The organism is Aporhodopirellula rubra, assembly GCF_014192335.1.
In the GTDB taxonomy this organism is placed as follows: domain Bacteria; phylum Planctomycetota; class Planctomycetia; order Pirellulales; family Pirellulaceae; genus Rhodopirellula; species Rhodopirellula rubra.
This window is the reverse complement of the sequence record NZ_JACHXU010000001.1, coordinates 579,975-595,448: the sequence shown is the minus strand read 5'-3', so window position 1 is coordinate 595,448 and position 15,474 is coordinate 579,975. Positions and strand designations below refer to the sequence as shown.

The window sequence follows — 15,474 nt, the reverse complement described above, 5'->3', positions numbered from 1 at the left end:
GTGGGAGAATGGGTGCGAAAGCGTTCGAAGTGGCCGAATCACCGAGAATCCCGACCGTCTGCGAAGTTTGTCGGTTCGGCGGCGTACCTGCAAGGCGACAGGTCTGTAATAATGCGTCGGACCAAGATTGCCCCCAATCCTCCCGCTCCCCCACACCCCACCCACTGAGGCGACGCGATGAATTTTCGTCCTGCGAACACGATCCTGGCCATCTCAACTCACACCCTGACGTGTGTCCTCGTCGTCGCCTTGTCCGCGACGTCCGGGTCCGCCCAACCGCCTGCGGCGCCAGCCCCCCCTGCGGCGCCAGCCCCCTCAGAGCCCGCCCCACCACCGGCCGATTCACAGGGCGAAATGAAAGCCGGTCAAGTATCCCCGACTGGTCGCGAAGCCCGATTGGCGGCCTATCTATCAGGCTCAACTTTTACCGGACAATTCACCATCGAGGGAAACGCGAAGGCCGATCCGAAACCGGAATCCTACAAAATCGCATCGTGCGAACCGCTGGCCGAAAAAGACATGTACCGGCTCAAGGTCAAGATTCGCTACGGCGACGTCGACGGTGAATTTCCGATGGACCTAACAATCCTCTGGTCGGGTTCCACTCCCGTGATCACCCTCGATGGTGTTTGGATCCCAGGCCTGGGCACGTTCTCGTCACGCGTGTTGATCCATGACGGACGTTACGCCGGAACTTGGCAACACGACGCCAAAGGCGGTCACCTGTTCGGCACGATCGAACCCGCCACCCAATCCGCGCCCGCTGAATAAATTCTGCAGGAACGACCGCCGGAAATCACCGATAGTTCCCTCGGTCCAGACTTCTCTTGGTAACAAAACCCTCCGAGTCACGCTTGGTAGCCACAGCCACGTCGGCTGAATCCACGCAACTCGGATGCAGGTTCCATTGAAATGTGTGGCTGCCACCCCCCAACCCCTGATCAAATCCACTCGGTCGCTGAAGTCTTTCAAACACAGGGCAAAATCGAAGCGATCAAGTTTGTCCGCGAGACGTTTCGCCTCTCACTCATGGAGTCGAAAGAATTTGTGGAACAACATGTGGCCCGCTCGCGGCCGAAACAAACCGGCTCACGATTGCGTGCGGCATCGGGCGACACTCCGAATTCCCGAATTTCGGTACCGCCCCACGAAACGTCAATCGAACGTGGCACGAAGAACCAACCAACGCGCACTTGGCAACCATCTCGATTTCTTGCGTTGCAAACACTTCTATGGTGCACGCTCGCCACGATCATGTTCGCGACCGCGTACTACACCTGGTCATCGCAACAACAACTCATCGCCCGCTCGCAGATGGTAATCGCAGACGTGGTTTCGATGCGTTCAACAGAGGGCGGTGCGCAGCGTCCCGTGTTCGAATACCAGATCCACGGAAAAGACTACCGCTGGGAACGCTCGATCTCGTCGAACCCTCCGAGGTACTCCGTCGGAGATTCCGCAGAGCTTTACGTCGACCCTAACACCCCCACCAACGTGCTCGTCAACGACTGGCTCCACCGATGGTTCTTCATCGGCATCACGTCGTTCTTTGGAGTCGCGTTTTCGCTCGCGGTCTTCATCTGCATGTTCATGTTCACGGCATTTCGAACACCAAAATCCCGAACGCCAATCGCCCCAACCTCAAACACCTCGAGTGCGTTTCTGAGAGTAACGTAGGGCTCGAAAGGCGGCTGCATTTTCCAAAGTAGGTAGCCAGATGCCGGGGAACTCATGTTGAGTCCCGCTGCAAAGAATGCGGCCGTGACAACGCGAGAAGAACGATGCCCCCGACGTCAACAACTACTCGTTGTCCGAATCGACCTCCTGGCTGTCGCCATCCTCATCCGCAATTTCATTCTCCAACTCGGTCAGATACTTGGCCAATCGAGAGCGAACTTCCGGAGTCGCCGCTTCGACGGCAGCACGCTGCGTTTTGAGAGCGGCTTCGCGGTCACCGAGTTGGTACTGCAGGTGGGCGATCGTGTCCATCAGAAAAACAGCATTGGTGCCCGCACCGGCGACTGCACTCTGCGTGGCCTCCAACGCCATCTTCAAGACAGCATTCTTGTTCGCTCGGTTTTGGCGGCTCATTTCGTAAACGGACCAGGCAATCTGATTGACACCCGAAGCGTCCAATGAATCGTCCGCCAACATCTCTGAGGCGGCCCGATTTGCCGCAGCTTGAGCTGTTTTGACTCTCGTCATCAACATACTGAGCTTGATCGATTTCAACTGAGTCTTTGACGACTCAGATTTACCATTGGCGATATAGTCGTCGATCAGCTCGATTGCTTCATCTTCCTTCTTCGATCGCAACAGTTTGCTCAACTGAGTGATGACCGCACGCGATTCTTGCTTCGCGGCGAATTCCTCGCGGTACACTTCGCGATCCCAGCTATCACTGACGACTTGTTCCAACGCATCATCGATCGACATGGGATGTCCGATCCATTCAATCTTTGCGTCCTTGCCCACGATGAACGCGCAAGGGATCCCGTTTTGCTTTGCGGCTTTCATGTAGTCATCGTTCGTCGATGCGTCGGGATCCGATGTCAGGCAATACGATTTCGTGAGCTCGCGATAGGTCAATGGCGCGGGCTCCTCGTCCGATTCATCCTCACCCGTTTCATCATCGGCCACGTTGTCATCGTCGCTCTGGCGTGAGTTCTGGCGAACCTCGCGTTCGAGAAACGCGTTCACGGTTTCAACATCTTCTCGAGTGATGCTGACGATCTGCACGCCGCGATCTGCGTACTTGTTTTGCAACTCGACAATGTGAGGCATCGACGCGATGCAAGGGCCACACCACGTTGCCCAAAATTCCACAACGTAAACCTTACCGGGCTCGAACTCCGTGACTTTGGGAAAACGTCCTTCGCCGTCATGGATCCAATTTTCAATATCCAACGAAGGCGCCGGTGAACCGATCGTCATGGGAGGAACTTCCTCCACCTCAGGCGTTGAAGCTGCTTTTGCGACCTTGGTCGGAGCTGGCTTGACCGGTGTTGGCGTCACCTTCGCTGGCTTTGCTGAATCCGGCTTCCCTCCCTCGGTGTCGGCTTCTTTGCAGATCGCGTTCGGACAAAGAAAGGCGAGAGCCAGCGTGAAAGAGACGGTAAGCAACAATTTTTTCATCAATTCGTTCCTGGTCTATCGCGTTAAGAAAGAGGGATACGGATGGTGAACTGAAACCGCATGCCAACAAAGACTCTGCTGCGTAACAGACGCCAATTTCGGTGGCAGAATCTCAGAAGGTTTCAGGTTTAAATGACACCTTCACCCAAACACACACCGCCAGCTCTCGAGGATCGTGATGGCCCATCCAACCATCTGCAAATTACTGCCGAGCGTCATAGATCCACAAGGGATCACCAACCATTAAGTTCAGCGATACGCCCTAAGATTCCGATACCGTAGCGACCCTGGCGGTTTCCACCATTTCCGATGTACTTCTTCACCAATGGAAATGCAGGCTCGCCTATCCAATCGATCACGTTGTGCAACATGACTTCGTCGTCGGTTCCCTCGAACAGCAATCGATCGAGGCATTCGACCGCATCGTCGGGGTGTCCGAGATTGACTAACGTCCAGGCCGCCATCATACGAACTTCATCTGCCTCGTCTTGCAACGCACGCTCTAAGACATCGATTGCCTCCGCCGCGTCTGCACCGAGTAAGTGGATCCCAACAACGGACCACCAACGCACCACTTCATCGGCGTCCGACATGCCGGTCTCGAACACGTTCAGGTTCGCCGTCTCCCGGGCGAGTGCCAAGTCAGCCGCGTCCAAATACTTTTCGAGCGGATACAGCGATTCATCTCGCACCATTTCGTACAGCGTGACGTTGTGGGCTGCGGCGCGACGCTCCCGCATCTTTTCAGGCATCAGGCCCGAGTCTCTCAACTCGAGTTGCTTGGCACGCATCGCGGACTTGAGTTCAGCGATTCTCGCCTGTTGCTCGGGAGCGTCAATCAAATTGTGAACGTTATCGAAATCCGATTCGTTGTCATAGAATTCCTCGGTCACACGCGGACGAAAAAATCGCCCCGTGATTTCGTCCGTTTTGCCTTCGCGGTGATGTTTCTCCCACGCCGCCGTCAGTGGTGATTTCCACAGATAGGCCAAGTGATGTCCCGCGGGGGCGTAGGGCATGTAGTTCTTGTGATACGCAAACCGCGCGTCCCTCATTAACCGGACGTTATCGAGTCGTTCGTCAGCACGTTCGCGAAACCCAAAGTGATACGTCGGCGGCGACTCGACACCCTCGCCTAGAAAAACTCTGCCTTGGAACTGGTCAGGGATCTCAGCTCCCGCCAAACTGAGCCACGTTTTCGGCATGTCAACAAAACTGACGAGACGGTCGACTGTCGTACCGGGAGCGGCGGCGGGATAGAACTGCTTCCATTTTTCGGGGATCCGAACAACGAGTGGGCAATGCACGCCACTTGAATAAAGAAAGCGTTTGCTTCGCGCCATCACACCGCCATGATCGGAGTTGTAGACGATGATGGTATCGTCATACAAACCGTCGTGCTTGAGCGCCGCGACAATCTCGCCCACCCGACGATCCATTTGCTCAACCGCATCGGCATATTTCGCGTAGTTCTTCCGAACATCGGGCAGATCCGGATGATAGGAAAACAACTTCATCTTCGCAGGATCATGCTTCGTGTTCTCGACGCTCCCGTGGGCTCGGCTCTCGTGACTGTCCGTGATGTTCACCACTGCGAAAAACGGCTGGCCTGGTTCACGAAGCTTCCAGCCGTATTGGGTCTGTTTTTTCCCGCCTGCGTAGTCCCAACATTCTTTGTCGGGGCGTCCGCCGATGTTGTAGTCCGTCTTCCCCGGATTGGAGGTGTGATAACCGGCCTGTCTTAGAAGGTCTGGATAATACTTGATCTTGTCGTGTGGAATTTCGTTACGGCTTCGCATCGGTTGGGTGCCGTTGGAGACACCATGCATTCCCGTAATCCAACATGATCGCGTGGGCGCGCAGACGGCAGCGTTATCGAAACAGTGCGTGTAGCGAAACCCTTCCTTCGCCAATTGGTCGATCGCCGGGGTTTGAACATTCGTCCCTCCGTAGCAACTCACCCATGAGACGCCATTGTCCTCACTGGTAATCCAAAGAATATTCGGCTTTACCTGGTTCGCATTGACCTCGCCCGGTTCGGACGCTTTGGGTCTCGCCATGTTTTGCGCCGAGCAAACGACACGACCATTTCCGATAAGGGCATACAGCACACAAAGGAAAACGATCCATGTGCGAGACTTCGGCAGAACCGAACTCGACTTACAAAAGACGCGGGGATAGAAGTTCACAGGTTTGTCCGTACGAGTTTCAGCGGGGATGAATCTGCCCATTCTCATCGGTGGCTCATACCGGGTCAATCAAGCGGAATGGATATCGGAATGAGGGCAACGGCAGCACGTCGATCAATCACGAATCGGCCAAAGAAAAGACTCCGGCGTATATCAGATACCAGTGCCCGTCGGATGGTAGTGCATGTCCGAAGCCAGCGGTTTGTCACCCTTGTTGCAACCGTTTCATCACTCGGTCCCATGCCAAACACTTGGCAAGGTCGAACGGTTTCATTCCGTTGGCCGCGGGCGTGTTCGCGTCAGCACCATGCTTCAAACAAACATCAACTCCATCAAGTGAGCCGGCCAGCGAGAGTTGGTGCAGGAACGTGAAGCCCTTGTCATCGGTCTCGTGGAGAAGCTCAGGATTTTCTTGCAACGTCTGCTCGAACGATTCTCGCATGTTGACCGACATCGGGTGTTCGGCGGCGGCAATCTTTGCGTAGTCCTGTGGTTTCTGAGGTGTTTTCTTGAAACGCGATAGAAAGCCTTTTTTCTTGGGTGGTTCGCCGCCCAGGTAACTCGCTGGCACCAAAGGCACAATGCCAACATCACCAAAATCGTGTCCCCACGCACGGTCGTGCTGTTTGCGTTCGCCCGCTTCCATACGACTTCTCATCAAATCAATCGTGAACCCACCGCACACTTCTCCCATGCAGACGTACATCCAATCGCCGAGCTGTTTGCCAGCGATCTTCACACGTTGGCCTTCTTGAAACGATTTCAATGAGTGAGGCGTGTTGATCAAAGTTCCTTCGACGTGCCGCCCATCGAAATCCACGTCTAACAACCACATATGCTCAACCTCCAAACCATCCGGATTTTCGGCCTGCACTTCCGGAGGATCGGCCAACGAGGCTTTCACCGCGGCCACTTCTAACCCGGGAATGATCCGACGGTTTTCCCAAGAAAGTTCTCGCCAAAAATATTTGAACGTTTGCCTGGCTTTCTTGCTCGCTGCTGCCATCTCAGGATCGTCACCCGGAGAGAGGAAAACAGGGTTTTCAGTGTTTGACATGGGGATGACGCTTTCGGTTGGAATGTGGGGAGCACGAAAGTGAATCACGTAGATGCCGACGACGCGGACAATTGCATTGTACGGTGTTCGCCCCCATGGCTGGGCATCGGGGAGCCAGCGACTACCTCCTCCCCGGTCATCACACGATTCGGCGTCGCCGCGAGACATCGACGCGAGCGAATAAAGGCCAAAATGCTCTGCTGCGGTAGTAACTCAGTGACCGGAGGAGTGGGCTTCCGTCTTCGTTCTTCGCCGCCCACGCTCGCTTCGAGTGACGTCCGCCTCCGACCATCCCTCTCGGCGTCTCACGTTTCGTTGAAACCTCACCACGACCACTGAACTATTTCCATGAACCAACTCACACAATCCCGAAAGATCTTTTCATCACTGTGTTTGGGCATCGCGATGACGCTGTCGTCGACCGTTACCATTGGTGCAGACGACCGCCCCAATATCGTTTTGATCCTGGCTGATGACCTGGGTTATTCCGATTTGGGCTGCACCGGCAGCGATTTGTATCAGACTCCGAACATCGACGCGTTCGCCCGTGATAGCGTGAAGTTCGAAAGAGCCTACACATCGCCAACCTGCTCACCGAGTCGCGCGGCCATCATGAGCGGCAAGACCCCGGCCCGCCTGGGCATCGTCGGCCACGGCGGATTGAGAAGCATGGAGGGCGGTGGTGATTTTCTCGTCAGTGAGGAATACACGGTTGCCGAGGCGCTTCGTGATGCCGGGTACTCCACCTGCCACATCGGAAAATGGCACGTCGGAACAAAAAGTGTCACGGGACCGCACGAGCAAGGCTTTGATGAAGTCATCGCCTCCAACGATTTCTGTTGCCCAGGAAGTTACTTCTACCCATTCCGCGATAAACGCAAGACAGGAAAGGCGGCCGAACGAAGTGCCGTTCCGGATCTGGAAGACCGTCATCCCGGCGACCATCTGACGAAGTGTCTGGGCGAAGAGGCGGTGGATTATCTCGAACGTCAAAAAGCGTCAGATAAACCGTTCTTTCTCAACCTCTGGTACTACGCGGTTCATACGCCTATCGAAGCGCAGCGGGACAAGGTCGCTAAGTACAAATCACTAATCGATCCAGACTCTCATCAACGCAATCCATCCTACGCCGGATTGGTCGAGCATCTCGACGACAGCGTCGGATCGGTGCTCAGGGCAATCGACAATAAAGGATTTCGCGACAACACCATCGTGATTTTTTTCAGCGATAACGGGGGCGAGATTCGCAAAGGAGTGACGTCCAACTTCCCCTTGCGATCGGGAAAAACCTCTCTCTACGAAGGCGGCATTCGGGTGCCCCTGCTCGTCCGATGGCCAGGTGTCACCCGAGCCGGCGAAACGTGCCAAGAAGCCGTCGTTGGACATGACCTGTATCCTACAATCCTGCGTATGAGCGACGTGAAAGGACATGCGGACCAAAATGCAAACATGGACGGAGTCGATATCACACCGCTGCTTCGTGATCCATCGGCTTCGCTTCCCACGCGTGCAATGCATTGGTTGAGATATGGCGAATTGATCCACTACCCAACGTACAAGAACGATCGCGAGTTCGGTCCGTGTGCAGCGATTCGCAAGGGGCCCTGGAAAATGGTGGAACGCTATCCGACGCCCCACGGTTTAGAACACCGATTCGAGCTTTTTAATCTGCACGAAGATCCCTACGAGGCACATAATCTCGCACGTGAGGAGCCCGCAAAGCTTGAAGAACTACGGCGAGACTTGACCGCGTGGCAAACCGAGATCGAAATTCCGAAGTACGAGGATCTCGCCTATCCCGCGTTTGAAAAGCTGAAATAGCTCGGGAAATCTCACGCAGTGCGTGACGCCGGCTCGAACCAGTCCGCTCCCGTGGCTCATTTTTGGCCAACGAATTCGGCGATTTTTTCGAAAGAACGTTCGATGTTTCGCCATTGCAAACTGCGGCGAATCAATATTGTGACGAAATGAAAGTTTTGTCTAAAGTCCGGCTGTGTTCGAGTTTTTCCACCCCCGCCGGCTCGCAGTCATGCGTCAGAATCGTCCGCACTCCACGGCCGCTTCCTCCATCGAGCGATCACATCTTGTGAATCGTGCAATCGCTGGGTGCGCCGTGGTGTCCGTCATTTTTCTGACCGGATGCAGCCAAAATCCCTATTTGGCAGGCGGTGGAACGTCCGTTTGGCAACCGCCTCCGGCAACCGGTGGCGGGATCACCGCTGTTCAGGCTCAAGTCGCCGAACTCAATCGCCGCGTGCAATTACTCGACGACAACAATCGCCAACTCACCACTCAATTGGCCCAGAGCGAACAACAGGCTCAGGTCTATCGTGACGAGCTCAATCTCGTTCGCAAACAACTCGCCGACACGGCCCAACAATACGACGCCGCACGCATCGCGGCGAGCGAAGCTCAAAACTCCGCTCGCAGCTTCCAAGCGTCCGCGCAATTGCGTGGAGGAGCAACGATCCGCGCCAACACGAATCTGAATCAACTCGCCGGTCGGCTCAATCTCGGCAATTTGCAAGTCCAACAAGACGGCGAAGTCATTCGGGTGATCCTACCGTCGGACCAATTGTTCGCTCCCGGAACGGCCCAACTGCAACCTCAATCCAGCACCCTACTCGATCCCGTCGCCGCCCAATTGCGTTCGGTGTTTCCACGCCAACGAATCGGCATCGAAGGGTACACCGACAACGCACCGATGTATGGCGGTGCCGCCTCGAGCGCCCATCAACTCACCTCAGCCCAAACGTCCGCAGTGCTCGACCTGCTGACCCGTCGCAGCGGAATGCCGGGACAGCAATTGTTCATCGTTTCACACGGTTCGAACAACCCGCGTGGCGACAACTCCACGCCCACGGGCCGCGTCGCCAATCGACGCATTGAGTTAGTGATCTACCCAGAAACCTTCTAGGTTCGATCGACTCTTTCTCGGTTCGCTCTCCTTCCGCGGTACGTGATTATCCTGTACCTGTGTTAGGTCGTCAGAGCGGAATCCCATCGGTACGCAATCTGCGGTACCGGCTGCTGCGTTAACGGATTTCGCCCGCAACGCCGGGCCGATGAGTGTTCGCCTACCGATTTCGTTTTTATTCCAAAGGTTTTCGCGGTGTCCGCAACAACTCCACCTTCCCGCACCCCCAATGCTTGGCTCCGGTTGCTCGCCTTCCCCGCAATCGCCTCCATTTTGATCGCATTTTTAGCGTCGGGGGAATCCAACCGAACTCACTCAGTCGTCGCGGTCGCCACCGCGCCCAAACCGATGTCAAACGACGACATCATGACCTCCGCTGAGGGAGAACAGGTCGCCGATGGGAAAACCGTTGAGGTCACGATGAGTGAAATGTTGGCACTCGCTGAAAAGGCATTGGCAGCCACCATCGCCAACCTCGACGACTACACGACGCGAATGATCAAACAGGAACAGGACCGCAGTGGCGTGCTGCAACCGGCATCAGAGGCCTTCATGAAAATCGCGACCCGACATCCCGGCGGGCAACCGGGTGCGCCGCTCAAGGTCTACATGCGATTCGATTCACCGGCAGACGTTCAGGGCCGTGAAGTGATTTGGGTTGAGAACCAAAACGACGGCAAACTGCTCGTCCGCGAGGCAGGCACGATCGGTGCAATGATGACTGTCCCTTTGCCACCCGATGGCTTCCTTGCGATGCGAGGACAACGCTACCCGATCTCCGAAATCGGTCTGACGCGATTGCTCGAAAAATTGATCAGTCGCGGCGACGTCGACCGTGACGATCCGAACGTGCGAGTCTTCAAGACCGAAGGGCATCCATATGACGGCCGATCGCTAACGCATCTGCGGATCGAGCGGAGCAAACCGAGTGGCCGCGAAGGAGACTTTTCGCTCGCCGAATTGATCCTCGACCGCGAGCGAAACCTCGTCGTCAGTTTCCGCAGCTTTGATTGGCCCGACGCCAAAACGGGCGAGCAAACGTTGATCGAATCGTATGAGTATCACGACCTCAAACTGAACGTCGGTTTGACGGACAGAGATTTCGATCCGTCAAACCCGGAATACACCTTTTCCGAGAGCGCCGCCTCCCGGTGATAACGTCAAACCGTTATCGCTGAGGTTTGCTCATTAACAATTTGTAGTGCCCGTTGCCTAACAAATCATCGAGTCGTTCACGCAATTGCGGTGATATATCGACTTTGAATTTATCGGCTTTAAAGTGCACCGTTTCACCTTCCTGCAACGCCATCGAAAGGTGAAGTTCCTTCGAACCGGGATACCCGCGAACGATCTCACGCACCTTCGACACGGTGGTCTCATCGTGATCGGCTTCGTCGAGCCGGATCCGCATCCCGTGAGTGAACTTATTGTCAAGTTCATCGAGCGGCGTGATTTCATCAACGATCAAGTTCACTTCGTCACCGCCACCACGCCGGTCGACTTTGCCCTTGAGCAAAACGACGGCGTCGGGTTGAACTCGCTCGCCGCATACGGCGAACCCACGCGGCCATAGAATGCAACGCACGTTGCCTTGCATGTCTTCGAGATCGAAGTTCGCGTACTTACTCGGTTGCCCCGGCTTAGGGTTCTTGGTGTGCGCGATTTTGATTGAGCTGAGCATGCCGCCGAGGATCACCTCTTCGCGATCACTGCACTGCGTCAACAGATCGGTTTGGTGAGTTCGGAACGTGGCGAGTTTCGGTTCAAATTCCGCGAGCGGGTGGCTGTCGAGATAGAAGCCGAGCACTTCCTTTTCGGCCAGCAATTTCTCGCGATCGGGCCACTCTTCGATGTCGGGTAACGGCACGCCGGGTGACGCGGCCTCTTCGGCGGCCTCCTCCTCTTCATCAAACGCCCCGAACAAGCTGCCCTGGCCGTGTTTCTTATCCGCTTGCACCGCCGCACCGGCTTGCATGGCACGTTCGATAACCGCAGCGAGTTGGCTGCGTTTGGCGCCGAAACAATCCATCGCCCCGGCCTTGATCAATGTTTCGATCGAGCTGCGGTTACAGTCATGCGGATCGACGCGTTCGCAGAAATCAAAGATATCTCGGAACGGTCCGTTCTTTTGACGTTCGGCTTCGATCGAGATCGCCGTCGACCCACCACACGCTTTGATCGCTGAGAGTGCAAACGGAATCTTGCCGTCGAGCACCGAGAAGTCTGCGGCGGACGTATTCACGCTCGGCGGGATGACCTCGATCTCCATCCGATCGCAATCCTCCATGTGCTCGACGAGTGCGTCCTTGCGTTTGAAGTTCCGGCCGGAAATATCACTCGACAGCAACGCTGCCATGAACTCAACCGGGTAGTGAGCTTTCAGGTACGCGGTTTGGTAGGCAACGAGTGCATACGCGGTACTGTGCGACTTATTGAAACCGTAACCGGCAAACTTAACGATCAGATTCCAAATATCTTCGGCGTCTTTTTCGGCAAGACCGTTCTTGACCGAACCGGCGATGAAGACGTCATGGTTGGCGTCAATCAACGCTTGCTTCTTCTTCGAAATCGCCTTAATACACGTGTACGCTTTGGCCAGCGGCACGTCACCGAGACGGTTGAGAATCCGCATCACCTGCTCTTGGTAGACCATGATCGAGTTGGTCTCTTCCAGGATCTCCTTGAGCACAGGGTGTTTGTACTCGGGCTGTTGTCGCCCGTGTTTGATGTTGACGTAATCATCAACCATCCCGCCCTCGAGCGGTCCGGGTCGGTACAGTGCCGCCGTTGCGATAATGTCGTTAAACGTGTCCGGCTTCATCCGTTGCAACAGGTCGCGGATACCTCCGGACTCGAGCTGGAAGACGCCCTTCGTTTCACCGCGTTGCAGCAACGCGTAACTCGGTTTGTCGTCGAGCGGGAATTTCAGCGGGTCGATGGTCTTGCCCGTTGTTTGCTCAACGAGTTTGACCGTACGGCTGAGAATCGTCAGGTTGCGAAGACCGAGGAAGTCCATCTTGAGCAAGCCGGACGCTTCCACGTCGACCATTGCCCACTGCGTGATCACATCCTGCTTACCAGGCACACGCCCCAAAGGCACGTACTCGGTCAACGGTTTGTCCGCGATCACAACCGCCGCCGCGTGCGTGCCGACGTTTCGCGCGAGACCTTCGATCTTCATTGCGAGATCGAGTAACTCGCGAATTTCGGGGTCGCCGTCATAGGCCATCTTTAGGTCGGCACTCTTGTCGAGTGCCTTGCTGATCGTGATCTTTAGCTCGTCGGGAACCATCTCCGTGATCTGGTTAACACGCGACAGCGGAATGCCCAACGCACGGCCGGTATCCTTGATCGCCGCCTTCGCAGCGAGCGTTCCGAACGTACCGATCTGGCACACCATCTCGCTGCCGTATCGTTCCTTCACGTAATCGATAACTTCGATGCGACGTTCTTTCTCGAAGTCGATATCGATATCAGGCGGCTCGGTGCGGCTCTCGTCGAGAAACCGTTCGAACAAGAGGTCGTATCGCAGCGGACAGACGTGCGACATGTACAGTGCGTAACACACGATCGCGCCCACACCACTTCCCCGTGCCGTCGCCGAGATACCGATGTCGCGGGCATGGTTCACAAAGTCCCAAACGATCAAGAAGTACGTCGGGTAACCGAGTTTCTCGATGACGTCGAGTTCCCGGTCGAGCCGCGCCATGACCTCCTCGGATAGTTTGCCATCGACGATCCTTTCATCATCGCCTTCATACCGCTCCATGAGCCCCTGTTCGCACAAGTCGCGAAGGTACTGCAGCGGCGTTTTCTCGTCCGGGCACGGAAAGCTCGGGAAGAAGTACTTGTTGAATTCGATTTCGATATCAACGGTATTGGCGATCTCTTGACTGCGAGCGACCGCATCATCGAGTCCCGGGAACTTCTCGTACATCTGTTCGGGACTGCGCAAGAAGAACTGGTCGTTCTCCATCTTCATGCGTGTTTGGTCCGTGCGGAAACGCCCCGTGTTGATACACAGCATAATGTCTTGGGCTTCCGCGTCCTCCGGATCGACGTAGTGGCAATCGCTCGTCGCGACCAGCGGCAACCCCATCTGGTTGGCGATCGTGACGGCGCCCTCGAGTTGTTGCCGTTGGATCTCCACGTCGTTGTTCATGATCTCGATGAAGTATCGATCTTTAAAAACGTCGTGGAACCAACCGGCGATCTTCTTCGCTTCGCGCTCATGCTCTTCCGTCGCGATGCCTTTCAAAATGGCGCGACTGAATTCGCTGCTGACACAACCCGAGAGACAAATAATTCCCTCGCTATACTTTTCGAGAATCTCTTTATCGATCCGAGGCTTGAAATAGAAACCTTCGAGCGACGCCGCCGAGGCGAGCTTAATCAGATTACTGAACCCTTTTCGGTTTTGAGCGAGCAGCGTCAGGTGATAACTGGCCGCCTTGCTGCTCGATGCACCGCCTTTGTCGAATCGGCTGCCCGGCGCGATATAGGCCTCATACCCGATGATCGGGTTGATGTTCGCACTTTTGGCCTTTCGATAAAATTCGAGCGCCCCGTGAAGATTGCCGTGGTCGGTCAACGCGAGCGCGTTCATCCCATGAGAGGCGGCACGATTGACCAATTTGCCGATGTCACCGGCGCCGTCGAGCAGGCTGTAGTGACTGTGGCAGTGCAAGTGGACGAACGGACGGGGTTCTTTCAACGTTCCGTCGGCGGCCAAATCGTTCGCGGAAGCGGGAATGATGTCGCTCATCGCAGAGGTCCTTTGCTGAGAGATTGTGTTTCGTGCGTCACAACGGGTGGGTCGCGGTCCGCCGTGTCCTATTCTCGCCTCACACGCATTTGCCGTGACGCAGATTCGAGGGATCGCCGTTGGGTGTCTGTGGGTTCGGGTCGTCCAGCCTAACGGGTCAACTGGAGTCTGTTCAGAGGCGATCTTGACGAATTTTGACTCGAACGCGTGAAACCCATTTTCCTCCATTTGGACTGTACTGGTTGGCATGGATTTCCGATGGACAACCACGGCAGGGGGGACGAACTTTCTCCTGCACCATTTTTTCTAAATGGGCCGTTCTCAAAGGAGACACGCATGCGCCGCCGGAAAACCACCGTTCGCCGATACCTGATGCTCGGCCTCGCCGGAGCGTGCCTTCTCGGCCAAATCGGATGCGCAACGATCGCCAGCGAGAAACGCTACCCGGTGACGGTTGATAACACCCATGGGCCGACGTTTTTCAGCGTCCAAGACCGCAAAAACAACGTCGTTCATCAAGGCGTGACGCCACAACAGGTCACCCTCGATGCGAAATCGTTCCCGTTTTGGCCCGCCAAATACACGGTCGTTTACGCGGGAACCGATTCGATGACACAGAGCCGAGAACTCAAGGCCGGTTTCGACCCCTGGGTCGCCGGAAACATCCTGATCGGTGGCGGCGCCGGTGCGATTGTCGACGGTGCGACGGGAGCCATGTTCAAACTGCCCAAACGCGTCGAAGGCGACATCCCCGCCCAATTCGCGGTCGTCGACCCCAACGAGGGCTCCTTCCTGGCCCGGGCCGCGGTAACAAGACCAGCAAACACCACTACCGAAATTTCTCTCGCCGAAGGCACTCCTTCGCCCACCACGCCTCCGGTTCGCATGGCGTCCGCAATCCAGGAGTGATGCTAGAAATCCTCAGGTGATGTCGAGGTTTTACTCGCGTGAATCATCCGGCTTCGTAAACCGGCGTTGCTCTCGATACGACCGAAAGATCAGCGCACATCCCGCCGCGATCAACACAAACATCGCCAACAGGTGAGTGAGTTTGGTGTCAACGATGAACCGGATCCGGCTGAGGATTTCGACCGCGAGAAACGCGAGTCCGATGTAGGTCAACCACCACGCCCATTTGCGTCGCGCATCGACGAACAATGAGAAGACGCCGATAAAGAACGGGACGAACAGGATTCCCATCGAGGTCGTGTCAATCATCCTCCCGCGACCACCGCCTCCCCCCATCGCCCCACTCAGGATGCCCGCGTGCCCGGTCGTGACGCGAACCGAGTCAAAGAAGAAATAGATGCCGCCGATTACCATCAGCAGCCCAAAGAAAAAGAGACCGACGCCGCCATCGGTACCACCTGAACCCTTCACACGCACTCGCCTCAAAGAAAGAAAATGACTT

Annotated in this window: 11 protein-coding genes; 6 read left to right on the top strand and 5 right to left on the bottom strand. The window is 55.8% G+C overall.

The features are described 5' to 3' along the window. Nucleotides 1–177: 177 nt before the first annotated feature. Together FHS27_RS01955 and FHS27_RS01950 are read left to right on the top strand one after the other, a co-directional pair. Nucleotides 178–771: a hypothetical protein gene (locus tag FHS27_RS01955; RefSeq protein ID WP_184300924.1), complete on the top strand. Its 594-nt coding sequence runs from the start codon at nt 178–180 to the stop codon at nt 769–771. A 447-nt stretch (nt 772–1,218) separates the two neighbouring features. Further along, nucleotides 1,219–1,677 (top strand): DUF3592 domain-containing protein, encoded by a 459-nt coding sequence (locus FHS27_RS01950; protein ID WP_184300921.1) that lies wholly within the window; start codon nt 1,219–1,221, stop codon nt 1,675–1,677. A 123-nt stretch (nt 1,678–1,800) separates the two neighbouring features. On the opposite strand, the gene FHS27_RS01945 is transcribed toward FHS27_RS01950, so the two are convergent. The 3 genes from FHS27_RS01945 to FHS27_RS01935 form a co-directional block, all read right to left on the bottom strand. Further along, a complete protein-coding gene (locus FHS27_RS01945; protein WP_184300918.1) occupies nt 1,801–3,135 on the bottom strand; it encodes a redoxin family protein in 1,335 nt (444 codons plus the stop codon). 233 nt (nt 3,136–3,368) lie between these two features. Next, complete coding sequence (locus FHS27_RS01940) at nt 3,369–5,324, bottom strand: sulfatase-like hydrolase/transferase (protein WP_315854455.1); 1,956 nt, start codon at nt 5,322–5,324, stop codon at nt 3,369–3,371. A gap of 205 nt (nt 5,325–5,529) precedes the next feature. Next, entirely contained in the window at nt 5,530–6,381 is an 852-nt protein-coding gene (locus FHS27_RS01935) for a DUF2314 domain-containing protein (RefSeq protein ID WP_184300915.1), read from the bottom strand. A gap of 348 nt (nt 6,382–6,729) precedes the next feature. On the opposite strand from FHS27_RS01935, the gene FHS27_RS01930 reads away from it, so the two are divergent. The 3 genes from FHS27_RS01930 (at nt 6,730) to FHS27_RS01920 (ending at nt 10,453) form a co-directional block, all read left to right on the top strand. Next, nucleotides 6,730–8,202, top strand: a complete 1,473-nt coding sequence (locus tag FHS27_RS01930) for a sulfatase (protein WP_184300912.1) — start codon at nt 6,730–6,732, stop codon at nt 8,200–8,202. Nucleotides 8,203–8,494: 292 nt separating this feature from the next. Beyond that, complete coding sequence (locus FHS27_RS01925) at nt 8,495–9,298, top strand: OmpA/MotB family protein (RefSeq protein ID WP_009104622.1); 804 nt, start codon at nt 8,495–8,497, stop codon at nt 9,296–9,298. 195 nt (nt 9,299–9,493) lie between these two features. Beyond that, entirely contained in the window at nt 9,494–10,453 is a 960-nt protein-coding gene (locus FHS27_RS01920) for a DUF1571 domain-containing protein (protein ID WP_184300909.1), read from the top strand. Between the two features lie 13 nt (nt 10,454–10,466). Here the strand turns inward: FHS27_RS01920 and dnaE are convergent, their stop codons facing one another. Then, nucleotides 10,467–14,063, bottom strand: a complete 3,597-nt coding sequence (gene dnaE / locus FHS27_RS01915) for a DNA polymerase III subunit alpha (RefSeq protein ID WP_184300906.1) — start codon at nt 14,061–14,063, stop codon at nt 10,467–10,469. 336 nt (nt 14,064–14,399) lie between these two features. On the opposite strand from dnaE, the gene FHS27_RS01910 reads away from it, so the two are divergent. Beyond that, nucleotides 14,400–14,972, top strand: coding sequence for a hypothetical protein (locus FHS27_RS01910; RefSeq protein ID WP_184300903.1), 573 nt, complete (start codon nt 14,400–14,402; stop codon nt 14,970–14,972). Nucleotides 14,973–15,002: 30 nt separating this feature from the next. Here the strand turns inward: FHS27_RS01910 and FHS27_RS01905 are convergent, their stop codons facing one another. Next, nucleotides 15,003–15,443 carry a hypothetical protein gene (locus FHS27_RS01905; protein ID WP_184300899.1) on the bottom strand — a complete coding sequence of 147 codons (441 nt, stop codon included), beginning with the start codon at nt 15,441–15,443 and terminating at the stop codon, nt 15,003–15,005. Between the last annotated feature and the right edge of the window lie 31 nt (nt 15,444–15,474).

Bases quoted from the DNA above. Each gene is read 5' to 3' on its own strand.
- FHS27_RS01945 (WP_184300918.1), bottom strand. From the start codon at position 3,135: ATGAAAAAATTGTTGCTTACCGTCTCTTTCACGCTGGCTCTCGCCTTT.
- FHS27_RS01930 (WP_184300912.1), top strand. From the start codon at position 6,730: ATGAACCAACTCACACAATCCCGAAAGATCTTTTCATCACTGTGTTTG.
- FHS27_RS01955 (WP_184300924.1), top strand. From the start codon at position 178: ATGAATTTTCGTCCTGCGAACACGATCCTGGCCATCTCAACTCACACC.
- FHS27_RS01935 (WP_184300915.1), bottom strand. From the start codon at position 6,381: ATGTCAAACACTGAAAACCCTGTTTTCCTCTCTCCGGGTGACGATCCT.
- FHS27_RS01910 (WP_184300903.1), top strand. From the start codon at position 14,400: ATGCGCCGCCGGAAAACCACCGTTCGCCGATACCTGATGCTCGGCCTC.
- dnaE (WP_184300906.1), bottom strand. From the start codon at position 14,063: ATGAGCGACATCATTCCCGCTTCCGCGAACGATTTGGCCGCCGACGGA.